The sequence below is a fragment of the Mesorhizobium sp. M0496 genome (assembly GCF_040321205.1).
Taxonomy (GTDB): Bacteria; Pseudomonadota; Alphaproteobacteria; order Rhizobiales; family Rhizobiaceae; genus Mesorhizobium.
In genome coordinates this window covers 49262-70805 of record NZ_JAMYRC010000001.1, presented here as the reverse complement: position 1 = coordinate 70805, position 21544 = coordinate 49262, and the positions used below count along the sequence as shown (strand labels likewise).

Sequence of the window (21544 nt, the reverse complement as noted above, 5' to 3'; positions counted from 1 at the left end):
TCAAACCCCGTCAATGCCGCGTACGGCCTCGTTACCATTACCGCACACGAAGCACGGTCATTTCTTGTCGTCTTGGTCACGGCGCGATTTGTCGCCCTGTCCGAACTCTGCCACAACGCCCGCGGAACGCATCACATTGAGCACGCCGGCGCCAAAACCAAGCAGCAGAAACACGATCAGACCCCATGGCGATGTCCCCGCCAGACGGTCGATGATCCAGCCGATGCCGGCACCCACCACCACTCCGGCGATAAACTCGCTGGAGAGTTTGAGCGCCTGGCCATAACCGGCCACACTGCCCGCTTTCGCGTCGTCTTTCCCCTCGAGCCGGTCCGGCCGCCTTGTCGCGAGCGATGCTTCAAGGTCACGCCGGCGGCGCTCAAGATCGTCGTCGCGGATGTCGGGTTCATGCTGCTTGCCGCGGCCGGTTTCTCCGGTTCCGCCTGGCCCATTCTTGTCGGCCATCGCAACCCCCCTGCCCGGCCAGACCGTCACCGTCCGTCCGCTTCTAAAGTCGCCGGCAACATAGTTAGAGGGTTTGCGCCCGTCAAGCCACGGGCGGAAGTTCATTGCCATGTATTTTAGGCAGCAAAATCAACGGATTAGAAAGGTGCGACATCGTGCCCGCGGCGATGATGGGGATACGTTGCGCGAATCCCCCGGGCAATGGCTCTTCGATCGACTGCGCGCCGCGCCAAAGATCAACCGCTGTAGCGCGCTCAGCTCCAGCCGCCGCCATAGGTACGATAGAAGATATGCAGGCCGATCTTGGTCATCTTCTGCATCGTGCGTGCCCAGCCGGGATGGACATATTGGGCGTAGTAGTGGGTCGACGATCCTACTTCCGGGATGAAGATCTTGCCGGCGGTGACGGCCATGGCGATATCCTGGGCGGTCTTGTAGGCGACGGGATTGTCGATGCGCTTCTTCCTGCCGTCGCAGGCGAAGGAGAACTGGCAACGGTTGAACCAGCTGTCGTTCTGATAGACGACGCCGCAGATCGAATTCGGATAGGTCGGGTTGCGGACGCGATTGAGGATGACCTGGGCGACGGCGGCCTGACCACGTACGGATTCGCTCCTCGCCTCGAAATAGATGCCATTCGCCAGGCATGCCTGTTCCGGTTTGGAGAAGACACTGGCGGGCAGCGGGTTCTGGATCCACGAATGATCGCCCTTAGCCATCGGCGGAATGAAGCGGCCGTCGTTTGGCTGCTCGTCCTGAAGCAGGGCTTCGAAAGGCGACGCCTTGGCATAGTCGGGCTCGGATTGCGCATACGCGGTCGCCAGCACGTCCGGATGGTCGTTGTTGACCAGTGCGGCAAGCATTGCCGGCACGCCGGGATCCGGCTTCTTGTCCTCGCGCGCATGGAATGCCGCGGCGATCTGGATTTCCTTGCCTTTGATCTGCGGCATGGCGAAAGCCATCTTCAGGTCGCTGTCCATGCTGGGCCGGAGCAAGGAGGAGGTGCGCTCGAAGATCGAGCCGGCATTGAAATTCTTCGGCGGTGCCACGGGAGACATCTGAACGATGCGGCCCTTCTTCTCGGCGCGCACGACGCGATCCTCATCGGGCGTGGCGCTTACCTTGCCGCCCTTGCCGCGAAACGACACGCTGCCGACACCTGCCAAGTGGACACCCGATCCGGAGATGGAGCCGGTGACATCGGAATCGACAAAGGGCATTTCGGCCGCATGGGTCGAGCCGGCAATGGATTTCTCGACATAGGAATTCCAGCGAGTATTCGACGCTTCGAGACCGGAAACGAGGCTCGTCATGTCCTGGTAGGCGGCGACGGTCGGAAAGCCGATCCAGATGCCGAGACCGATGACCAACGGGGACAGAAAGCCACGTCTCTCACCGGCGGCGGCAGCAAGCCGCTTCAACACACGTCGATGCACGGAACTCTCTCCAGGAACGCTACTGACCCCACTGGAGAGCAAAATGATGCATTAACCTTGATGGGACGTTAACAGGTTCGATCGGGTTTTCCCGGTCGGCCCGAGGTCGTGGTTCCGAAGTCGGGCGGTTTTGCGGCCGAAGTCAGGCCGGCCGCAGGAAGACCGGCCACGCGGCCAGTGCGCAGATGGCGGCCGACAGCCAGACACCGGACCATGACCAGAGATGCAAGAGTCCCGGAATGACCACCGGCACGAGGAAGAAGCCTATGAAAACGAAGCTGTTGGCAAGGCTGAGCGCGGTTCCGACATGGCCGGCACCGGCAAGCGTGGCAAGCTCGGTATAGGCGACGCCGTGCCAGGCGGAGACCGAGATGCCTGCGACAATAAGCACAGCGGGAAGGACCGCCATCGAGAAGAACTGGCCGCCTGGTATGGCGGGACTGGCCAGAACCAGCAGCCAAAGCATGGCGAAGGCAAGCGCGCTGATCGCACTGCAAAAGCGAAGGAACTGGCGGCGGTTGCCGTGGCGGTCGGTGAAGCGGCCACTCCAGATGCGCATGACCATGGCGCCGATCTGCACGGCGGCGAGACTCGCACTGATCGCTGCCGTTCCCAGACCGACGAAGTCATGCAGGAACACAGAGGCGAAGGTGAGCACGGCCACTTGCGGAAAGCAGAGCAGGCCGATGGCGGTCGCGATACGCCAAACGTCGCGATTGCGCAGCGGCGCCGGTCCGGCCACAGCCGCCGCAGCAAGATGACCCTCGCCCGCCTTCGGCGGCTCGTGCAGCCAGCGCCACGCAAACAAGGCAGAGAGGGCAGATGCAGCCGCCAAGGCCCCGAACACCGCGGCAAAGCTGAAAGCCAGGGCAAGCGAGGGCAAGACAAGCGCGCCAAGGCCGCCGCCAAGCGGCACCGCCGTCTGCCTGATGCTCATGGCAAAGCCGCGCTCGTTTTCTCGAAACCAGCCCATGATGGCGCGACCGCTCGAACCGTTGACGCTGCCGCCGAGCAGTCCGGTGATGAGCAGGCTCGCGCAGAGTAGCGTGACGCCGGGAATACCGGTCCTTGTCGGCACAACCAGCATAGCCATGACCAGGAGCCAAGCCGCCGTGGCGCCGAGGCCGATCAGAAGCACGCGTCGATCACCCCAGCGATCGGTGAGCAGGCCCCAAGGCAGTTCGCTGAGCGCGACCCCCAGCCCGAGAAGGCCGAGTGCCAGACCGAGTTCGGCGTTGCTTAGGTGATAGCCCTGACGAAGCACGACCGCCGTTGCCGGTATGCCGGCGAAAGTGGCCGAGAAGCTGGCATTGGCGGCAACGCCGATGCCCAGAACCTTCCAGCGATGGCTGGGCTTGAATGCCCTCCTGGCGGAGCCGGTATCTTCCAGGAGTTCCTGCGGCTGCCGGTCGGTGCAATTGACAATGGCGTACATGATTTCATTCCCGTGCTGGGCCGGTGGTGGCCTTGACGGTCTGTCTCTAGCGCCATAGTTTCATCCTTAAAATCAGGAACTTTTAAACTTACCATCCTGAAAAACAGGACTAAAAATATGCGACGCGTGACATTCGACCTCGACGTCCTCCGCAGTTTTGTCACCGGCATGGAGCTGGGCAGCTTCGCCAAGGCGGCCGATCGGCTTGGCCGGTCGACGTCGGCGGTCAGCGCGCAATTGAAAAAACTGGAAGAACAGGCGGCGACGCCGATCTTCCGCAAGTCGGGGCGCGGCCTCGCCTTGACCGAGGCGGGCGAGACCATGCTCGGCTATGCGCGCCGGCTGATCGAGCTCAATGACGAAGCGGCATCCGCCATCCACGACGTCGAGCTAGAAGGCTGGGTAAGGCTCGGTCTGCAGGAGGATTTCGGCGAGGCGGTGCTGCCCGACGTGCTCGGCCGTTTCGCCCGCGCCCACCCCAAGGTCAAGATCGAAGCCAGGATCGCGCGCAGCCACGAACTTGTTGAACGGATCCTGTCAGGCAGTCTCGACATCGCGCTCGCCTGGCACAGCGGCGAGACGCTGCCCTATAGCGAACACGTCGCCGATGTGCCGATGCGCTGGATCGGCCCGGCAAAGCGCATCGAGACCAGCCTGCGCGACAGTGAGCCACTGCCCCTTGTGGCGCTCGAAGCGCCATGCCTTTTGCGCACGGTGGCAACCGAAACGCTCGACCGCGCCGGCCTGTCGTGGCGGATGGCCTTTTCCAGCCCGAGCCTTGGCGGCATCTGGGCAGCGGTTGCGGCGGGGCTGGGGCTGACGATCCGCACCGACATCGGCCTGCCGGCCAGCGTCAGCGCGATGACGCCGGAGATAGCCGGATTGCCGGCGCTGCCCAAGATGGCGCTGTTCCTGCATCGCAAGGATGCCGACGCCGAGCCGGTGGTGGCCCGCCTTGCCGATATATTGCTGGATGCAGCGCGGCAGGCGTTGCCCGAAAATGCGCGGGCCAACGACAACGGTTTGCGCAACGTGGCGTGATCGCCAGACGGGCGCCGACGCTCAATTGCGTTTCTTGGCCCTGCCAGCGAATGGGTTGTCCGACGTTCGCAACGCAATGCGGATCGGCACGCCGGGCATATCGAAGGCTTCGCGCAGGCTGTTGGAGAGATAGCGGACATAGGACTGCGGCATCGCATCGGGCCGTGAGCACTGGACGACGAAGCCGGGTGGCCGCGTCTTGGCCTGGGTGACATATTTGATCTTCAACCGGCGTCCTGCGACCGCAGGCGGCGGATGATGCGCCAGGATGCTTTCCAGCCAGCGGTTAAGCTTGCCGGTCGAGACGCGGCTGTTCCACACCTTGTGCGTCCTGATGACGGCATCCATCAGCTTGTCGAGACCGCGGCCGGTCTCGGCCGATACGGGTACGGCCTGGAGGCCGCGCGCCTGCGGCAGGAGCCGTTCCGTCTTCTCGCGCAGTTCGGCCAGAAGCTCCTGGGGATGGTCGATCAGATCCCATTTGTTGAAGGCGATCACCGGCGCGCGACCTTCGCGGATGATCAGGTCGGCGATCTGCAGATCCTGTTTCTCGAAGGGAATGGTGGCGTCGAGCACGATGATGACGATCTCGGCGAAGCGGATGGCGCGCAGGCCGTCCTGCACCGACATCACTTCCAGCTTCTCGTGGATCCTGGCCTTGCGGCGCATGCCGGCCGTGTCGAACAGTTTCAGGCGGCGGCCATGCCAATCCCAGTCGACGGAGATGGAATCACGGGTGATGCCGGCTTCCGGTCCGGTGAGCAGCCGTTCTTCGCCGATCAGCGCGTTGATCAATGTCGACTTGCCGGCATTGGGACGACCAACGACGGCGATGCGCATCGGCTTGGTATCGTCATAGCTGTGCTCGGCATCCGGATCGGCGATATCCTCGCCGATCAGAACCTCGCCGGCAGCGACTTCTTCGTCTTCGCCGTCTTCATCTTCGCCGAAAGCACGCGCTTCGCCGAGCGCGCCGATCACGGCATCGCGCAGATCGGGCATGCCCTGGCCATGCTCGGCCGAAACCGGGATCGGTTCGCCAAGGCCGAGTTCCCAGGCCTCCAACATGCCGCCCTGGGCGCCCTTAGCCTCGGCCTTGTTGGCGACCAGCACCACCGGCTTGCCGGACTTGCGCACGATCTCGGCGAAGGTCCTGTCGTCAGGCAACAGGCCGGATTTGGCGTCGATGGTGAAGAAGATCAGGTCGGCCTCGCGGATGGCGATCTCGGTCTGCGCGCGCATGCGGCCCGGCAAGGTCGAGGCGCCTGCATCCTCGAAGCCGGCGGTGTCGATGACATCGAAATGCAGGTCGTAGAGCTTGGCAGCATGGACGCGGCGGTCGCGGGTGACGCCCGGCGTGTCGTCGACAAGCGCCAGCTTCCTTCCCACCAGCCGATTGAAAAGAGTCGATTTGCCGACGTTAGGTCTGCCGATGATGGCGACTTTGAAGGTCACGACGCACTGCCCGACCCGCGGATCAGCTCGGACATCAACGTTGCGCGCTCGCGGGTGTTGCGCGGGGCGCCGTCATCGGCGGCGATCTGGTCGAACAGCTTTAGCGCATCCTGGGCCTTGCCTTCCTTCCAGGCGGAAAGGCCGAGCGCCTCACGCGCCGTGTGGCGCAGGGTGTTGGTGTCGGACGTGAGCGCTTCGACACGGCTGGAGACGTCGGCGAAGGAACCATGATCGACAAGCAAGAGTGCTGCCCGCAGGCGCGCCATGTCACGAATGCCCTGGGGAATGGCCGTGTCGGCGGCGACCTCGTCGAAATCCTTGACGGCGGCAGGGACGTCGCCCTTGTTCGCCTTGACGGTCGCGCCGCGCATGCGGGCAAGCAATGGATAGGCGCCGTAGCCATTCTTCTCCAGTTGATCGAGCGCGGTCAGTGCTTCGTCGTTCTTGCCGTCATTGGCAAGCTTCAGCGCCTGCGAGAACGCATCGCCGGAGCGGTTGGCACGCGTCTCGTCCCAATAGCGATAGCCGACGAAGGCGGCGGTGCCGAGCACCACGAGGATCGCGAGGACAAGCAAGGCGGGACCGAAGCGGTCCCAAAGCGCCTGCGCCTGGTCGCGACGCATCTCGTCGTTGACTTCACGGATAAAACTGTCGTCGGACATCGATCAAAACCATTCCTGCCCGGTCGGGCCTTTGTCAGCCCGCGTTTTAGCGAAATTTTGTCGGCATGGAAGGGGTTCAACCGGAAAATCGCCCATTCCCTAGGGCAAACGGATGTTTGCCCCGGGCAAGCAGCCGAAAAGGCCAATCGCACCCGCGCCACATTTCAGGGATAGCCGGCTTCCAGACGTCCCCCAGAGTGCAGCTCAAAAGAGTGCAACTCAGAAGAGTGCAGATCAGATTGCCGATGTACCGTCCGTTCCGTGTTGTTGCGTTTTCCCTCGCTGCGCTTGCCACTGCCGGTGGGGCTTTGGCCGATCCGCCCGCGCCAACAACGCCGGCAAAGCCCAAGCAGGTCGTCATCATCTCGTTCGACAGCGCCCGCGACATTTCGCAGTGGAAGCGCAGCCGGGCACTGGCGCAGCGCACCGGCGCGCACTTCACCTATTTTCTCTCCTGCGTCTTCCTGCTGTCGCCGGAGACGCGCAAGGAATACACGGCACCCGGCAAAAGCGCCGGCAAATCCAACATCGGCTTTGCCGCGTCGAAGCAGGAAGTCACCGAGCGGCTCGAAGAGATCGGGCTTGCCGCGCAGGAAGGCCACGACATCGCCAGCCATGGTTGCGGCCATTTCGACGGCAAGGACTGGAGCAAGGCGGACTGGCTGAAAGAGTTCAGTTCGTTCGAGCACATTCTCGAGAACGCCTATGCGATCAACGGCGTTGCGCCCGAACCCGAGAGCTGGCGCGATTTCGCGCGGCATGCGGTGGTCGGCTTTCGCGCGCCGTATCTATCGGCGAACAAGGCCCTCTACGAGGCGCTGCCGGCGGCCGGCTATCGGTTCGACGCAAGCGCCGTATCGCAGAGCCCTGCCCGACCGACAACCGGCAACGGCATCATGCACTTTTCGCTGCCGCAGATTCCGGAGGGACCGACGTCACGGCCCGTCATCGCCATGGACTACAATCTCTATGTCAGGCATTCCGGCGGCTTCGAGCGGCCAAGCATGACGGACGAGTTCGCCAACCGCACCTATGACGCCTTCCGCGCCGCCTTCGACAAGCAGTATGCGGGCAAGCGCATTCCGCTGGAGCTCGGCTTCCATTTCGCGCTGATGAATGACGGCGCCTATTGGAACGCGCTGGAGCGCTTTGCCGGCGATGTCTGCGTCAAGGCCGATGTGGAATGCATCAGTTTTCGCGACTATGTCTCGCGCCAGGATGCCGCCCAGAAGCAGGTTTCGGTTGGCGGCTGAGCCGCCGCCAACCCGATTCGGTTTCCAACCTCGGCCTTTAGGCCGGATCTTCAACGCCCTGTTTTGCCAGATAGCGCTGGTCGATGTCCGGCAGCGGCTCGCCGAGCAGGGTCGCCTCGAAGGCGCGCAGGCGTTTGTGGACTGATTGCAGCTCGACGATGGTCGACCACGAGGTGAGCAGAAACTGCAGCGACCCCGTCACTTTACCGAATGCATTCGAAATCTGGTTCAGCGCGCCGAACGTTATCTTGTGCGCGACCAGCGACGGACCCAGGATCAGCAGCGAGAAAATGTTGTCGGCCTGCAGGTATGTGTAACGGACGACGTTGAAATAAATGTAGTGGAAATAGAGCCTGAAATAATTGTGACGAACGTTCGCGAACAGCTCGGCAGTGGTGGCTGGCTGAGCCCTGTCTGCGTGATCCTCGCCGTAGACGAGTTCCTTGCGATAGGCGGCCTCGACGCGCTGGTTGCGGAACTGCAATCCCGGAAGCTTCAAGCCGGCAATCATGACCGAGATCGTTCCGAACAGACACCAGGCAAGGGCTGCGACCACTAATGGCTGCGGGATCGCGCCGACAATCGGCAACTCGCTGATGTGAGTCTGCAACTGGATCATGACCGGCAGGAATGCGATCAGGGTCATGATCGACTGGACGAAGCTGGAGCCGAGATCCTCCATGATCTGCGAGAACCGCATCGTGTCTTCCTGGATACGCTGCGAAGCACCCTCGATATGTCGAAGCCTGCCCCAGTTCTCGACAAAATAGTTATTCATCGCCGTGCGCCAGCGGAAGATCCAGTGGCTGACGATGAAGGCATTGACCACCTGCACATTCATGCCGACCAACGCGAGCCACGAAAAATCTGCCAATCCGATATAAAATTCACCGTTGGTCGACTTTCCTGTCCCCGACATCAATCCCTGCACATAGTCAAAGAAAGGCCCGTACCAGGCGTTGACTGCGACACTGACCTGCACATTGAAATAGATGAAGAACAGGATGACTGCGGTCATCAAGATCGACCAGCGCTGCCAGGGATGTGGCGAATACCAGCTCCAAAACGCATAGAAGACGGCCACGCAGAACGCGAAATAGAGATAAAACCATAGAAACGGCGGCGACATGAGAATGGCGATGCCGATGATGGGCGGCGTACCTGCCGCGGCGGGTGGCAGTCCGAAAACCGCGCCCACTTGTTCACCACCGAAAAACCAGAATAGAATCGCCGCAAGGCTCCAGACGGCGGCCGAAGAGAAGAAGAGCTTCGGCTGCGGGAAAAATGATACGAACACTGTGACGAATTCCTCGATCTAGGCGCAAATCTGCTGACTATGGCGGGCATAAAGTCACACATTAGCTGGAAAGAAAATGCCCGTGCCCGATGCCCGCACCGAGCAACCCCATAATCATGGCGATTTTGGCGCAGCCGACCATGTGAGGCCGCCGGAGACGACCAGCATGATGGCGGCGGCGATCGAGGCGAGGAAGAAATCGCCGGACATTTGCGCCAGCAGCCCGGCGGCGACCGGACCGATGATCTGGCCAAGGCCGAACACAGCCGTCATCAGGGCAAAGATCCGCCGCGGCGCGCTTGGCGCCTGCTGCCGCGCGGCCTGCAGGCCAAGCGCCGTGATGGCAATGAAGGTGCCGCCGAGCAGCACACCGCCAAGCAGCGGCCCGGTGCGCCCGCCGATGGCGACGCTGGCCGTGACGCCGGCAACTTCGATCAGGCATGCCAACGCATAGGCGGCATAGAGTCCCATCCGTGCGGCGATCTTCTGCCAGAGCCAGACCGAGGGGAAACCGGCAAGGCCGGCGACCATCCACACCATGGCCTCGAAGACGCGGCTGCCGCCGCCTTGCCGGACGATGGCGACCAGGAATGTCGCCGTCACCACATAGCCGAAGCCGAACAGGCCATAGGCAATGATGACCTTGATCAGTGACCGATCCATTTGCAATGGCGGCTCGCGAGCGACTTCGCCATTGGCGAGCGGGCCCTCGTTGACCAACAACGCCACGAGTACGAAACCACAGGCCGAAATTGCCGCCGACCACAACCAGCCCGCCGCCCAGCCGGCATGTTCGGTGACCAGCAACGCCATCATCGCCGCGGACACCGCGATGCCGAGACCAACGCCGCCGAAATGCCACGCCTGCAGGTCGCCGCGACCGGCAGCCGCTATATGGCTGAAAACGATGCTTGCCATGAACACCATGACGAAGGCACTGGCCAGACCGGCCAGAAAGCGGATCACCAGAAAGGCGGCCATCGCATCGGTCAGTCCCATCAGCGCGGCCAGGACCGCACTGGCGCCGAGCCCCACCAGCATCAGCAGGCGCTCGCGCCCATGCGCCCAGCCGCCCGCCGCCGCCAGCGCGCCAATGAGATAGCCGAGGTAGTTGGCGGAGGCGATCCACCCGGCATCGGCCGGCGACAGATGCAGTTCCTGCATCATGCCGGGCAGGATCGGCGTGTAGACGAAGCGGCCGATGCCCATGGCAACCGCCATGGCAATCATGCCGGCGAAGGCGAAACGCAGCGCTGTTGAGGTGGCCGATGTCATTGCAGCGCACAATAAGTGCGCGAGCCGGTGAAACAATCCGCCTTTTGTTGGGCCAGCGCCATCGCGGGCGCCGTGATCGCCTGTGCTTAAATCGGAAAGCGTGTCATCCGCTCAGCAGCGCCCACCGAAACCGGTTCGCAATGAAGCCGTCTCATGCACTGTCCGCCGCGCCGTCAGCCTGAACGGCACGTCGCCAAGTTCGCGCTCCGACATGGTGTTCAGCACGGGATGGGAAAGCGGATCGGTCAGCCAGCGCTGCGCCTCGCTCTCCCGGCGCGGCTCATACGGCGTACTCGCAGCAAAAAAGACCTTCAGCGACGATGACAAGATCCTTAGCATTTCCGGCTCCGCTGGTCTGTCTCCCCTGATAAAATCTGCCGTTTCGACCTCTCTTTCAATTGAGATTTCAGCCGGATCTGTTTAGAAAAACTCAAATGGTCATACTCAACCGCGTCCATCTCAACGGCCTTCGCGCCGTCGAAACCGTTGCCCGTCTCGGCTCGCTGGCCGCAGCGGCCCGCGAACTCAACGTTTCCGTCAGCGCCGTCAGCCAGCAGATAAGCCGCACCGAGAAGCAGCTCGGCCAGGCGCTGTTCGAACGAACGGCGAGCGGTCTCGTACTAACCGAATTCGGCGCCGTCTTCTCGGCCCGTCTTGGCGCTGGCTTCCGCGAACTTGCCCAGGCCGTGGCGCTGGCCGATGAGGCGACGCAGTGCACATTGGTGGTTTCGGTGGCGCCGGCCTTTGCCTCGAAGTGGCTTTTGCCGCGACTGTCGCGTCACTTCGCCCGGCATCCCAACGTGCTGCTGCGCATCGACGCTTCGGTGCGGCTGGCCGATCTCGATCATTCCGACATCGACATCGCCATCCGGCTTGGCGACGGCAAGTGGCCGGGTGGACGGAAGGAACTGCTCTTGTCGCAGGAAGTCTTCCCGGTCTGCGCGCCGGTGATCGCCAAAAAACTGAAGTCGATCGAGGACCTTGCCCAGACCTGCGCGATCACCGACGAGCGGGCGATGATCAACTGGGAAAGCTGGTTCGAGACAGCCGGCGTTCCACCCGTGACCTTCCTGAAGGGCGCGCGTTTCACAGACCCGATGCTGTGCCTGGAATCGGCAATCGCCGGCCACGGCGTGATGCTGGGCTGGCAATTGCTCGCCGCCGATGCGCTGGCCGATGGGCGGCTGGTGGCGCCTTTCGGAATCCGCGCCCAGAGCGGGCTCGGCTATTGGCTGGTGACCTCCTCCGCCAAGACCGAAAGCCGCAAGGTCCGGGATTTCAAGGTCTGGATCAGGGAAGAGATCGAGGCGACCATGGCACAGTTCGGGTCCGCGAACGCAGAACCCGCCGGCGCGATCGCGGTGGAAAGCACCGTGGCACCGGTCTATGTAAGGTCGGATATCAAACTACGACAGGCAGGATCATGACCACACATTCGCGCGGCGTTTCCGCATCGATCGACCCGGTGAAGCTCGACAGGCTGGCGGAGGTCGCCATCAAGGTCGGGCTGCAATTGCAGCCGGGACAGGATCTGGTGCTGACATCGTCGATCGCGGCACTGCCGCTGACCAGGCGGATCGTCGAACACGCCTACAAGGCCGGCGCCGGGCTGGTGACGCCTATCTTCAACGACGACGAGATGACGCTGGCGCGCTATCGCTTCGGCGCCGATGCCGGCTTCGACCGTGCCGCCGGCTGGCTGTATGAAGGCATGGCGAAAGCTTTCTCCAACAATGCGGCCAGGCTTGCTGTGCGCGGCGAGGATCCGTCGCTGTTGTCCGCACAGGACCCGGCGAAAGTGGCGCGCGCCAACAAGGCGAATTCGATGGCTTACCAGCCGGCGTTGGAAAAGATCACCGGCTTCGACATCAACTGGAACATCGTCGCCTATCCGGACCTCGCCTGGGCCAGGCAGGTTTTCCCCGGCGATGCCGACGATGTTGCGGTCGCAAAGCTCGCCGACGCCATTTTCGCCGCATCGCGGGTGGATGTGGAGGATCCGATCGGCAATTGGAAAGCGCACAACGCAGCACTGCGCAGCCGGACCGAATGGCTCAACGGCCATAATTTCCATGCGCTGCACTTCACCGGGCCGGGCACCGACCTGACCGTCGGGCTGGCGGACGGCCATGAATGGATGGGCGGCGCCTCGACCGCCAAGAACGGCATCACCTGCAATCCCAACATCCCGACCGAAGAGGTCTTCACCACGCCGCATTCGAGGCGGGTCGAGGGTCATGTCTCCTCGACCAAGCCGCTGTCCTACCAGGGCACACTGATCGACGACATCTCGGTGCGTTTCGAGGCGGGCAGGATCGTCGAGGCGAAGGCCTCGAAGGGCGAGGACGTGCTGAAGAAAGTGCTCGACACCGATGAGGGTGCGCGCCGCCTCGGCGAGGTGGCACTGGTGCCGCATTCCTCGCCGATTTCGGCGAGCGGGCTGTTGTTCTTCAACACGCTGTTCGACGAGAACGCCGCCTGTCACATCGCGCTCGGCCAGTGCTATTCGAAGTGCTTCGTCGACGGCGCCTCGCTCAGCCAGGACGAGATCTCTCAGCGCGGCGGCAACAAAAGCCTCATCCACATCGACTGGATGATCGGCTCGGACAAGATCGACATTGACGGCATCCACAAGGACGGCGCCCGCGTGCCTGTCATGCGCAAGGGCGAGTGGGCCTGACCCGCTTACGGAGGGTCCGATGACCTTCGACCTGGCGGTCAAGCGTATCTACGAGCCACCCGCTCCCGATGATGGTCAGCGGGTTCTGGTCGACCGGATCTGGCCACGCGGCGTCAGCAAGGAGGACGCCGCGCTGGCGCTGTGGCTGAAGGACATCGCGCCGAGCGACGATCTGCGCAAATGGTTCGGCCATGAGGCGGCGCGCTGGGCTGAGTTTCAGAAGCGGTATCGCGCTGAGCTGGACGGGAACGGCGAGGCGGTGGACAAATTGCGCGGCCTGCTTCGCCACGGCAAGGTGACACTGCTCTACGGCGCGCATGATGAGAAGCATAACAATGCGGTGGCGCTGGCGGCATTTCTCAGAAAGACGGATTGAAGGGCGCCCTGCAAGGTCGGCGATTGGCCGATCTCCCCCCTTGCGGGGGAGATGCCCGGCAGGGCAGAGGGGGGTGCTGTCCCGCCGACCTGTCAATCAACCGCATCCTCATGCTTCGGCCGGTTCGCACCGGAACAATTTCGTCAAAGGGTGGCGATCCTTCACACCCCCTCTGGCCTGCCGGCCATCTCCCCCGCAAGGGGGGAGATTGGCAGCGTCGCCGTCTCGCTACGCTACCCCACCGCCTGCTCATAAACATCCGGCTTGAAGCCGACGAGGACGCGCTCGCCCAGTTCCAGCACCGGCCGCTTGATCACGGTCGGCTTGGCCAGCATCAACGCCTTTGCCTTCGTTTCGTCCAGACCCTGCTTGTCCTTGTCCGCCAGTTCGCGAAACGTCGTGCTCGCCTTGTTGAGCAGCTTTTCCCAGCCGACCTTGCCAACCCAGCCATCGAGCCGCTTGGCATCCAGCCCCTCTGCCCTGAAATCGTGAAAACGGTAGGAAACATCATGGCCCTCCAGCCAGACGCGCGCCTTCTTGACCGTGTCGCAGGTGGTGATGCCGTACATGGTGATCGTCAAAACAGTGGCCCTTCGGACTTCGAATCTAACTCAGATTAAGGATGCTCTACGCGCTTTGCCAGCGGCCGCACCGGTGTCTCAATGTTTTTGGGCTTGTCAACACTAAGGAATTTTCCTAAGTATTTTTCGAGCCACTTTCGACGGCACCCCGGGATGACCGATGACGAGCCTCCAGACCGCAAATCCGAGCCCTCCACCGATCGACGGCATCTTTCGCGCGCTGTCCGATCCGACGCGGCGGCGTGTGGTGGAGCGGCTGAACCGCAGCCCTGCCTCGGTCAGCGAACTTGCAGAGCCTTTCGACATGGCTCTGCCCTCCTTCATCGAACATCTGAAGATTCTGGAAGGCTGCGGGCTGGTGCGCTCGCAAAAGACTGGCCGGGTCAGGACCTATCAACTGGCGCCTGAGCCGCTGAAACTCGCCGAAAACTGGCTGGCCGAACAGCGCGCATTGTGGGAGCGCCGTCTCGACCAGTTCGACGCCTATGTGATGAGCCTCAAGGAGAACGAAAAATGAGCTATCCCCTCAAGCCGGATCCCAGGCTGGACCTCGTGCTGGAGCGCGTCATCGATGCGCCGCGCGAATTGCTGTGGCGCGCCTTGACGACGCCGGACCATGTCAAGCAATGGTTCACGCCGAAGCCCTGGATGATCACCGACTGCGAGATCGACCTCAGGCCGGGCGGGTTGTTCCGCACGCGCATGCAGTCGCCCGACGGCAAGGAGGTCAACGACCGCCATTGCTGCTATCTCGAAATCGTGCCGAACGAGCGACTGGTGTGGACGGATGCGCTGCTGCCGGGTTACCGGCCGTCAGGCGAGCCGTTCATCACTGCGGTCATTTCCCTGCAACCGGACGGCAAAGGCACGCGCTACACCGCCACCGCCATCCATCGCGACGAGGCGACCCGAAAGAACCACGAGGAGATGGGTTTCTTCGATGGCTGGGGCACGGTGGCCGATCAGCTTGCGGAGCACCTGAAGACGATATGAGCCTCCCCTACATGGCGGCCAGGACATCGTCCCGGCCCCATGCCTGTTTCGACCCAGCGACAAGAGCAAGCTCCCGAAAGCCGGCGGTACCTCGCCCTAGTAGTAGAAACGCTCTTCGGCAATCTTGCCGTTCTTGATCGTGTAGAGACCAACTTCATCCATGGTGACACGCTCGCCGGTAGCCTTGGGCGTGATGTCGAACTTGAAGCGCACCGCGAACTGGTCGCCATTGACATAGGGGCCTTCGACCGAGCCACCATGCACTTCGTTGTTCTCCTGCCACCATTGGCCCTTCTGCCTGAGAGCCTCCTTGCCACGAGAGATGGCCATCGGCCCCTCCATGGCTTCGAGGCTGACGATATCGTCGGCATTGTACTTTTCAGCAGCAGCTTCGTGGTCGCCCTGCTGTAGGAGTTCGGTGAAATCCTTGGCAATTTCCGCGATGGTCATTTGTGTTCCTCCTGTTCAGACGTCATGCAAGTAGGGGACGGCTTGTTGGCCTGCCACCGTCTGGCCGGTCGTAGCTGACAATCCGTGTCAGGACGATGGATATAGCGTGGCTTTGCGACGACGATTTGCAGGAGCGCCGACAGCGACTTCGGTTGCAGACACAAGCCAATTCCGCAATGCTAGGTGCATGTGCAACCTCTACAATATCACCACGACGCAGGAGGCGGTCCGTCAATGGACGCGCACGCTGCGCGATATCAGCGGCAACCTTGAACCTTCGCTTGACGTCTATCCCAATCAGCCTGGCCTAGTCGTTCGCAACACGGTGGACGGCGAGCGTGAGTTGGCGAAGCTGCTTTGGGGTTTGCCAACGCCGCCTGAACGCATGAAAGGCAAGGCGGACTACGGCACGACAAACGTTCGCAATCCGCAATATTCGCACTGGCAACAGTTTGTTGGCATCGAGCATAGATGCGTCGTGCCGGTGACCAGCTTTGCCGAACCCAGCCCTACCCCGAACGACAAAGACCCAGACACAGACATCCAGCGCAATTACTGGTTTGCGCGTAACGAGAGCCGGCCGCTGTTCTTCTTCGCTGGGTTCTGGACCCGTTGGCAGGGCGTGAGAAAGGTCAAGGATGGTCCTGGCGACTTCGAATTATTTGCCTTCATGACAACCAAGCCTAACGCCGTCATCGCGCCGATCCATGAGAAGGCTATGCCCGTTATCCTGACCACGCCGGAGGAGGCCGAGGCCTGGCTTACAGCGCCGTGGGCAGAAGCGAGGCATTTGCAGCGGACAGCGCCGGACGATGCATTGATGATTGTTGAGAAGCCAGCCACACAGATCAAGTTTCCGCAGCAGGTGCCAACTCAAGGGTCTCTGTTCTAGGCTGCAGGATCGACATATCAGCCGCTTCCTTAATCGTCGTCTCGCCAGATAACCCGACGAACCATACGGATTTCGACAAGGCGTCTGACCCGAATTTTCAAACGCTCAGCAGCGCTCGGCAAAATTATGCTGGCATCAAGCTCACGAAGCTTGCAGTGCTCGCACCGCATATGCCGTTCGACGTCCCAAAAGGGAATGTCACCTACAAGCTTTGCGAGATCGCCGGGTAGATAGTGACGAGTGATGTTGCAGTGCCGGCACCGGACACGAATGAGCTGCCCGACTTCGTGCGCGAGGCACAGCGTCTGCACATTTCGGCGCGGTCGGCTGCTAGGTTCCGGCATCGGCTAGATTTAGGAATATACTCCTTGTCAGTCAATTCCGTGTTCTTGGTTGTTCACAACCGGCAGGAAGATCCACATAAGCGGGCCAAGCTTGTAGCTGCCGAACGGCAGACGCGTGCTTCGGTCGTTACGTCGATGAACTAGCCTGGTAGCATAGGGCAGTTGGCGCCACGGCGCTGGCTGATATGCGCCACGTCGCCGACGCTGAATTGAAAACCCTCGGCCTGGCGCGGCGCGTCGATGACAACAGGTGCGCCCGGCCCGAGTTCGGCGTGCAGGCGCAGCGTTCGGCCGTGAAAGACGATGCTGTTGACGCGCGCCGGCGCCGTGCCGGCTGCGGCTTCGGTCGTCGCCAGGAGATCCTCCGGCCGCACCCCGACGGTGCGTATGGCCCCTTCGACGGGAACGTCGCCTGCTTCGGACGTGGCTTCCAGCGGCAGGGTGCCGGCGGTGAAACGCAAGCGATCGCCGTCGCGGCTGATGAAACGCGATTGCAGCAGGTTCATCGTGCCTATGAAGCTGGCGACGAATGTGGTGGCAGGCCGGTCATAGAGTGTGGCCGGCGGTGCGATCTGCTCGATGCGGCCCTTGTTCATGACGACAATGCGGTCGGAGATCGACAGCGCTTCGGTCTGGTCGTGGGTGACCATGACGAAGGTGGTGCCAAGCCGCGATTGCAGCCGCTTCAATTCGACCTGCATCTGTTCGCGCAGATGCGCGTCGAGCGCCGACAGCGGCTCGTCGAGCAGCAGCACGCGCGGCTCGCAGACGATGGCTCGAGCAAGTGCGACGCGCTGGCGCTGGCCGCCCGACAATTCGGAGACGCGGGCGCCGATCTTGTCGGCGAGGCCGACCATGTCGAGCGCTTCGCCGACGCGTTTTGCCTGTTGGCTGCCTGAAAGCTTGCGCAGCGACAGGCCGAAGCCGACATTTTCTTCAACGTTCATGTGCGGAAACAGCGCGTAATCCTGGAACACGGTGTTGACCGGCCGGTCGTAGGGCCGCAGCGCCGTGATATCACAGCCGTCGAGCAGCACCTTGCCACTCGACGGGCTTTCGAAACCGGCGATGACGCGCAGGCTGGTGGTCTTGCCGCAACCCGACGGCCCGAGCAGTGTAATGAACTCACCGCTGATAATATCGAGATCGACGGCGTCGAGCCCGACAATGCCGCCGGGAAAAACCTTCGAAACCGCCTGCAGCCGCACAAGTGGATCAGGCGCCATCGCGAACCTCGGACGGTTTCGTGGTGTTGACCCAGAGGATTTGGCAGCGCTCGGTGCCCGGATTGCGGAAGGCGTGCAAAAGCGTGCTCTTGAAGGCAAAGCTGTCGCCGCTCTTCAGCACGTATTTCGTCGAATCCACCACCAGTTCGACCTCGCCCGACAGGACGAAGCCGAATTCATGGCCGGCATGGGCATAGGCCTCGGCGGTGCCGCCGCCGGCTTCCACCGTCACCAGCATGCCGGTCAGAGTCGCGCCAGGCGGCGACAGCAACGCCTTGGCAATGCCTTCCGACTTGACCGGGATGGCACGGCGACTGTTGGCGCGCACGCAATAGAGATCGTTGACGGCATCGTTGCCGTCGGCGATCAGCGCCGACGGCTCGATGTCGAGGGCAGCGGCGAGCGGCCAGATCACCTTGACGCGCAGCGAGGACATGCCGCGCTCGATCTGGCTCAACGCACCGATCGACACGCCGGCTTTTGCCGCAAGATCGGCTAGTGACAGGTTGCGCTCGAGCCGCAGCGCCCGCACGCGCCGGCCGACCCGCACATCGGCATCGTCCTTCGGCTTCTCAGCCGCTTCGTCCAGCATGTCCATTGGTCGGTCCTTGTTTGCTTTTCCCTTCTCCCCTTGTGGGGTGAGAAGCGGTTCGCGCAGCGAACGAAAAGCCAATTGCTTGGCTTTTCGAGCTTCGAACGCCCTGAGCCTGCGAAGGGCCGGGCGTGGCTAGTCGATCCACCCTGCCGGGTCCCCGCTGCTTCGCAGCGTCCCGGCGTTCGCCGGCCTTTCATCGTGCCACTGGCACGATGAATTCGCCTACGCGAACCGGCTGCTCACCCCACAAGGGGAGAAGGGGACGCCTAAGCTCACCCGCCAGCCTTCACCTTTTCAAACATCTTGGCGAGGTCGTCATTCTGTTTCATCGGTCCGGTGAAGATGGTGGTCTTCAGCATCACTTCCGGATCGGACGGCAGCTGCAGCTTCTCCAGTTCCTCCTTCGGCACGGTGGCAAAGGCGGAACTCAGCGAGCTGCCATAGCCATAGGCCTCGATCAGGTATTTGCCGGAGTCGGCATCCAACCGGCTGTTGATGAAATCGTAGGCGAGATCGACATTCTTGGCGTCCTTGAGCATGACGAAGCCGCAGGCCCAGGTCAGCATGCCCTCCTTCGGCTTCATGAACTCGACCGGCACGCCCTGCTTCTTCAGCGAGGTGGCAGACGCGTTCCAGGTCATGGCGGCGACCAGCTGACCGCTGGCCAGCGCCTGTTCGACCGAGGTCATATCGGTTGTGTAGCTGGAAAGCAGCGGCCGCTGCTCGCGCAGCTTCTCGGCCACCTTGTCCATCTCGGCAGGCGTCATGTCGAACGGGTTGACGCCGGCCAGCAGTGCGGCAACGATGGGCGTGTCATGCACGGCGTCGATGGTCGCCATGCGACCGGCATACTGCTTGTCCCACAGGAGATTCCAGCTCGCTTCCGGGTTCTTCACCAGATCGGTGCGGTAGAGGATCGAGGTGTTGCCCCAGTCCCACGGCACCATCCAGACCTTGCCGTCACCGGCCTGCAGGTCGGGCAGGTTTTTGAACACCGGGAAGATCGAATCCCAGTTCTTGATGCGCTTGGTGTCGATCGGCTGCAGCAGGCCTTCCTTGTTCCAGCGCGCCACCTTGTCATAACAGGGATGCGCAATGTCGGGGCGGAAGCCGGCCTTGACCTTGGTGAAGGCGTCGTCATCGTCACCGAAGATCGAGGCCTCGACGCCATCGGGGTGCGCGGCGAGGAAGCTCTTGTTGAAGTCGGGCAGTTCGTAGCCCGACCAGGTGAAATATTGCAGCTTGTCGCCGGCGAAAGCCACGGTCGACGACAGCGCCAGCGCGAACGCCGTCAATCCAGCGCAAACAGTCTTTGCAGAGATCGATTTCAGGTCGAATGCCATTGCAGTTCTCCTCTCTTGGTTTGTTTTGGTTGTGATGGATCGGCGGGCGCCGGTGCGGACAAGCCGCGATGGCGCAAGATCTCGGCTGCTGCAGCGATGACGAAGGACACCGCCAGGATCGAGGTGCCCAGCGCCATGACCGTCGGCAGCGACTTTGGAAAGCGCAGCTGGCTCCAGATGTAGAGCGGCAGCGTCGGCTCGGTGCCGGCGAGGAAGAAGACGACGATGAATTCGTCGAAGGAGATCAGGAAGGCCAGCATGAAGGCAGAGATGATGGCCGGCAGGCTAAGCGGCAGCATGACCCGCCGGAACGTCGTCCAGTCGGAGGCACCGAGATCGAGAGCCGCCTCGCGAATGGTTTTGGGGATGGCGGCGAAGCGGCTGCGCATGATCACCACCGTTGTTGGCAGCGCCACCAATATGTGCCCAAGAACGATGGCGACGCGTGATGGCCCGAGGCCGATGAGATTGATGAGGATCAGCAGCGATATGCCGACGATGACGCCGGGGATCAGGATCGGCAGCCGGGCAATGGCGCTGATGGTGGCGGCCAGCGGCGAGCGGCCATAAAGATCCATGTAGGACACGGTGATGCCGCACAGCGTCGCCCCCGTGGCGGCAATGGCACCGATGGCGAGGCTGTTCAGGAGCGCACCGGTCAGCGCCGAATTGCCGAACAAAGTCGCATACCATTGCAAGGTGAAGCCCTGCAGCGGAAACGCTGCCTGGATCGAGTTGTTGAGGGAAAACAGCGGGATCAGCAGCACCGGCAGATAGAGAAAGACCAGATAGGCGATGACGTAGGCGCCAAGCCAGCGGCCGCCCTGCTGGATCTGGACGGTGCTCATGTGCGGCTGCCAAATCTGTGGTCGGCGAAACGCGCGACCAGCACCACGCAGAGGATAACCAGCATGACGGCGACAGAGAGAGCGGCGCCAAACGGCCAGTCATTGGCCTTGCCGAATTGCGCCTGGATCAGCGTGCCGATCATGGTGCTGGCCGGGCCGCCGACGAGAGCGGGCGTCACATAATCGCCAACCGTCGGCACGAAGACGACGAGGGCTGCCGCCAGCACGCCCGGCATCGAATTGGGCAGCACGACACGGCGGAAAGAGGTGAATGGCCGCGCGCCGAGATCGGAAGCGGCCTCGATCAGCGATTTCGGGATGGTGTCCAGCGCCACGTAAATCGGCAGGATGGCGAAGGGCGCGTAGGCGTGCGCCAGCGTGACGACGACAGCGGCCGGCGTGTTGAGAAAAGCCAATGTGGGCTCGGACCAGATGCCGCTTTCGATCAGCGCCGAGTTCAGCACGCCATTATAGGCGAGCACGATCTTCCAAGCGAAGACGCGCAAGAGATAGCTGGTCCAGAACGGCAGCGTCACCAGGAACAGCAGCAGGCCGCGCCGCCGGCCGGCGTGGAAGGCGAGATAGTAGGCGACGGGATAGGCGGTGACGACGGTCGCCAGGGTGACCAGAGCGGCGATGATCAGCGAGCGCAGTGTGACCGTCCAGTACAGCGGATCGGACACCACGGTGACAAAATTCGCCACGGTGAAACCGGCGCCGAGCAGCGAACCGTCATTGCTGCGGAAGGCGAGGAAAAGCACGAGGCCGAGGGCAAACAGGATCAGCAGGAAGGTGACCAACGCGCCCGGCAGCAGCATGGCGACCCGGAAGCCAGATGACGACCGGGCTTCTGGCGCTGGGGTTGCAACTAGGGTCGACATCGACCTGCCAATCGAA

At 62.4% G+C, this 21544-nt stretch carries 23 protein-coding genes; 8 read left to right on the top strand and 15 right to left on the bottom strand.

All coding sequences use genetic code 11. The annotated features are described in order from the left end of the window. Nucleotides 1-57: 57 nt before the first annotated feature. The 3 genes from NKI73_RS00345 to NKI73_RS00335 form a co-directional block, all read right to left on the bottom strand. Nucleotides 58-465 (bottom strand): AtpZ/AtpI family protein, encoded by a 408-nt coding sequence (locus NKI73_RS00345; protein WP_352626482.1) that lies wholly within the window; start codon nt 463-465, stop codon nt 58-60. Nucleotides 466-719: 254 nt separating this feature from the next. Then, nucleotides 720-1901, bottom strand: coding sequence for a cell wall hydrolase (locus NKI73_RS00340; RefSeq protein WP_352626480.1), 1182 nt, complete (start codon nt 1899-1901; stop codon nt 720-722). Between the two features lie 142 nt (nt 1902-2043). Continuing rightward, the gene (locus tag NKI73_RS00335) at nt 2044-3336 is read right to left on the bottom strand and encodes an MFS transporter (RefSeq protein WP_352626478.1); all 1293 of its coding nucleotides are present in this window, start codon (nt 3334-3336) and stop codon (nt 2044-2046) included. Between the two features lie 117 nt (nt 3337-3453). On the opposite strand from NKI73_RS00335, the gene NKI73_RS00330 reads away from it, so the two are divergent. Continuing rightward, nucleotides 3454-4377 carry a LysR substrate-binding domain-containing protein gene (locus NKI73_RS00330; protein WP_352626476.1) on the top strand — a complete coding sequence of 308 codons (924 nt, stop codon included), beginning with the start codon at nt 3454-3456 and terminating at the stop codon, nt 4375-4377. Nucleotides 4378-4398: 21 nt separating this feature from the next. Here NKI73_RS00330 and der read toward each other — a convergent pair whose 3' ends face one another. Together der and NKI73_RS00320 are read right to left on the bottom strand one after the other, a co-directional pair. Continuing rightward, nucleotides 4399-5832, bottom strand: coding sequence for a ribosome biogenesis GTPase Der (gene der / locus NKI73_RS00325; RefSeq protein ID WP_352626474.1), 1434 nt, complete (start codon nt 5830-5832; stop codon nt 4399-4401). Next, complete coding sequence (locus tag NKI73_RS00320) at nt 5829-6494, bottom strand: tetratricopeptide repeat protein (RefSeq protein ID WP_352626472.1); 666 nt, start codon at nt 6492-6494, stop codon at nt 5829-5831. Before NKI73_RS00320 ends, der begins: the two co-directional genes overlap by 4 nt. A gap of 245 nt (nt 6495-6739) precedes the next feature. Between NKI73_RS00320 and NKI73_RS00315 the strand changes: the two genes are divergently transcribed. Next, on the top strand, nt 6740-7747 hold the full coding sequence (locus NKI73_RS00315) for a polysaccharide deacetylase family protein (RefSeq protein WP_352627284.1): 1008 nt from the start codon (nt 6740-6742) through the stop codon (nt 7745-7747). Nucleotides 7748-7784: 37 nt separating this feature from the next. Here the strand turns inward: NKI73_RS00315 and sbmA are convergent, their stop codons facing one another. The 3 genes from sbmA to NKI73_RS00300 all read right to left on the bottom strand — a co-directional run bounded on the left by sbmA (nt 7785) and on the right by NKI73_RS00300 (nt 10658). Next, complete coding sequence (gene sbmA / locus NKI73_RS00310; RefSeq protein WP_352626470.1) at nt 7785-9044, bottom strand: peptide antibiotic transporter SbmA; 1260 nt, start codon at nt 9042-9044, stop codon at nt 7785-7787. 114 nt (nt 9045-9158) lie between these two features. Then, complete coding sequence (locus NKI73_RS00305) at nt 9159-10319, bottom strand: YbfB/YjiJ family MFS transporter (RefSeq protein ID WP_352626469.1); 1161 nt, start codon at nt 10317-10319, stop codon at nt 9159-9161. A gap of 111 nt (nt 10320-10430) precedes the next feature. Continuing rightward, the gene (locus NKI73_RS00300) at nt 10431-10658 is read right to left on the bottom strand and encodes a hypothetical protein (protein ID WP_352626467.1); all 228 of its coding nucleotides are present in this window, start codon (nt 10656-10658) and stop codon (nt 10431-10433) included. 95 nt (nt 10659-10753) lie between these two features. On the opposite strand from NKI73_RS00300, the gene NKI73_RS00295 reads away from it, so the two are divergent. Genes NKI73_RS00295 through NKI73_RS00285 form a run of 3 tightly spaced genes read left to right on the top strand, consistent with a single transcriptional unit; the run spans nt 10754 to nt 13375 of the window. Next, on the top strand, nt 10754-11746 hold the full coding sequence (locus NKI73_RS00295) for a LysR substrate-binding domain-containing protein (RefSeq protein ID WP_352626466.1): 993 nt from the start codon (nt 10754-10756) through the stop codon (nt 11744-11746). Next, nucleotides 11743-12999 carry an aminopeptidase gene (locus tag NKI73_RS00290; RefSeq protein ID WP_352626464.1) on the top strand — a complete coding sequence of 419 codons (1257 nt, stop codon included), beginning with the start codon at nt 11743-11745 and terminating at the stop codon, nt 12997-12999. Before NKI73_RS00295 ends, NKI73_RS00290 begins: the two co-directional genes overlap by 4 nt. Nucleotides 13000-13018: 19 nt before the next feature. Beyond that, entirely contained in the window at nt 13019-13375 is a 357-nt protein-coding gene (locus tag NKI73_RS00285) for a DUF488 domain-containing protein (RefSeq protein WP_352626463.1), read from the top strand. A gap of 233 nt (nt 13376-13608) precedes the next feature. On the opposite strand, the gene NKI73_RS00280 is transcribed toward NKI73_RS00285, so the two are convergent. After that, nucleotides 13609-13956, bottom strand: a complete 348-nt coding sequence (locus NKI73_RS00280) for an ArsC family reductase (protein ID WP_352626462.1) — start codon at nt 13954-13956, stop codon at nt 13609-13611. Between the two features lie 160 nt (nt 13957-14116). On the opposite strand from NKI73_RS00280, the gene NKI73_RS00275 reads away from it, so the two are divergent. Beyond that, nucleotides 14117-14473, top strand: a complete 357-nt coding sequence (locus tag NKI73_RS00275) for an ArsR/SmtB family transcription factor (RefSeq protein ID WP_352626461.1) — start codon at nt 14117-14119, stop codon at nt 14471-14473. Next, nucleotides 14470-14949, top strand: coding sequence for an SRPBCC family protein (locus NKI73_RS00270; RefSeq protein ID WP_352626460.1), 480 nt, complete (start codon nt 14470-14472; stop codon nt 14947-14949). The genes NKI73_RS00275 and NKI73_RS00270 overlap by 4 nt, the downstream gene beginning before the upstream one ends. 96 nt (nt 14950-15045) lie before the next feature. On the opposite strand, the gene NKI73_RS00265 is transcribed toward NKI73_RS00270, so the two are convergent. Further along, nucleotides 15046-15399 (bottom strand): SnoaL-like domain-containing protein, encoded by a 354-nt coding sequence (locus tag NKI73_RS00265; protein ID WP_352626459.1) that lies wholly within the window; start codon nt 15397-15399, stop codon nt 15046-15048. Between the two features lie 187 nt (nt 15400-15586). Between NKI73_RS00265 and NKI73_RS00260 the strand changes: the two genes are divergently transcribed. Next, nucleotides 15587-16291 carry an SOS response-associated peptidase gene (locus NKI73_RS00260; RefSeq protein WP_352626457.1) on the top strand — a complete coding sequence of 235 codons (705 nt, stop codon included), beginning with the start codon at nt 15587-15589 and terminating at the stop codon, nt 16289-16291. Nucleotides 16292-16775: 484 nt separating this feature from the next. On the opposite strand, the gene NKI73_RS00255 is transcribed toward NKI73_RS00260, so the two are convergent. The 5 genes from NKI73_RS00255 to NKI73_RS00235 form a co-directional block, all read right to left on the bottom strand. After that, nucleotides 16776-17861, bottom strand: coding sequence for an ABC transporter ATP-binding protein (locus NKI73_RS00255; protein WP_352626456.1), 1086 nt, complete (start codon nt 17859-17861; stop codon nt 16776-16778). Then, nucleotides 17851-18459, bottom strand: a complete 609-nt coding sequence (locus NKI73_RS00250; RefSeq protein WP_352626455.1) for a cupin domain-containing protein — start codon at nt 18457-18459, stop codon at nt 17851-17853. The genes NKI73_RS00255 and NKI73_RS00250 overlap by 11 nt, the downstream gene beginning before the upstream one ends. Nucleotides 18460-18728: 269 nt before the next feature. After that, entirely contained in the window at nt 18729-19799 is a 1071-nt protein-coding gene (locus NKI73_RS00245) for an ABC transporter substrate-binding protein (RefSeq protein WP_352626454.1), read from the bottom strand. Continuing rightward, complete coding sequence (locus tag NKI73_RS00240) at nt 19784-20647, bottom strand: ABC transporter permease (protein WP_352626452.1); 864 nt, start codon at nt 20645-20647, stop codon at nt 19784-19786. Before NKI73_RS00240 ends, NKI73_RS00245 begins: the two co-directional genes overlap by 16 nt. Beyond that, entirely contained in the window at nt 20644-21528 is an 885-nt protein-coding gene (locus NKI73_RS00235; protein WP_352626450.1) for an ABC transporter permease, read from the bottom strand. The genes NKI73_RS00240 and NKI73_RS00235 overlap by 4 nt, the downstream gene beginning before the upstream one ends. Between the last annotated feature and the right edge of the window lie 16 nt (nt 21529-21544).

Bases quoted from the DNA above. Each gene is read 5' to 3' on its own strand.
- NKI73_RS00345 (WP_352626482.1), bottom strand. From the start codon at position 465: ATGGCCGACAAGAATGGGCCAGGCGGAACCGGAGAAACCGGCCGCGGC.
- NKI73_RS00335 (WP_352626478.1), bottom strand. From the start codon at position 3,336: ATGTACGCCATTGTCAATTGCACCGACCGGCAGCCGCAGGAACTCCTG.
- NKI73_RS00330 (WP_352626476.1), top strand. From the start codon at position 3,454: ATGCGACGCGTGACATTCGACCTCGACGTCCTCCGCAGTTTTGTCACC.
- NKI73_RS00320 (WP_352626472.1), bottom strand. From the start codon at position 6,494: ATGTCCGACGACAGTTTTATCCGTGAAGTCAACGACGAGATGCGTCGC.
- NKI73_RS00315 (WP_352627284.1), top strand. From the start codon at position 6,740: ATGTACCGTCCGTTCCGTGTTGTTGCGTTTTCCCTCGCTGCGCTTGCC.
- NKI73_RS00305 (WP_352626469.1), bottom strand. From the start codon at position 10,319: ATGACATCGGCCACCTCAACAGCGCTGCGTTTCGCCTTCGCCGGCATG.
- NKI73_RS00300 (WP_352626467.1), bottom strand. From the start codon at position 10,658: ATGCTAAGGATCTTGTCATCGTCGCTGAAGGTCTTTTTTGCTGCGAGT.
- NKI73_RS00295 (WP_352626466.1), top strand. From the start codon at position 10,754: ATGGTCATACTCAACCGCGTCCATCTCAACGGCCTTCGCGCCGTCGAA.
- NKI73_RS00290 (WP_352626464.1), top strand. From the start codon at position 11,743: ATGACCACACATTCGCGCGGCGTTTCCGCATCGATCGACCCGGTGAAG.
- NKI73_RS00285 (WP_352626463.1), top strand. From the start codon at position 13,019: ATGACCTTCGACCTGGCGGTCAAGCGTATCTACGAGCCACCCGCTCCC.
- NKI73_RS00275 (WP_352626461.1), top strand. From the start codon at position 14,117: ATGACGAGCCTCCAGACCGCAAATCCGAGCCCTCCACCGATCGACGGC.
- NKI73_RS00270 (WP_352626460.1), top strand. From the start codon at position 14,470: ATGAGCTATCCCCTCAAGCCGGATCCCAGGCTGGACCTCGTGCTGGAG.
- NKI73_RS00265 (WP_352626459.1), bottom strand. From the start codon at position 15,399: ATGACCATCGCGGAAATTGCCAAGGATTTCACCGAACTCCTACAGCAG.
- NKI73_RS00260 (WP_352626457.1), top strand. From the start codon at position 15,587: ATGTGCAACCTCTACAATATCACCACGACGCAGGAGGCGGTCCGTCAA.
- NKI73_RS00255 (WP_352626456.1), bottom strand. From the start codon at position 17,861: ATGGCGCCTGATCCACTTGTGCGGCTGCAGGCGGTTTCGAAGGTTTTT.
- NKI73_RS00250 (WP_352626455.1), bottom strand. From the start codon at position 18,459: ATGGACATGCTGGACGAAGCGGCTGAGAAGCCGAAGGACGATGCCGAT.
- NKI73_RS00245 (WP_352626454.1), bottom strand. From the start codon at position 19,799: ATGGCATTCGACCTGAAATCGATCTCTGCAAAGACTGTTTGCGCTGGA.
- NKI73_RS00240 (WP_352626452.1), bottom strand. From the start codon at position 20,647: ATGAGCACCGTCCAGATCCAGCAGGGCGGCCGCTGGCTTGGCGCCTAC.
- NKI73_RS00235 (WP_352626450.1), bottom strand. From the start codon at position 21,528: ATGTCGACCCTAGTTGCAACCCCAGCGCCAGAAGCCCGGTCGTCATCT.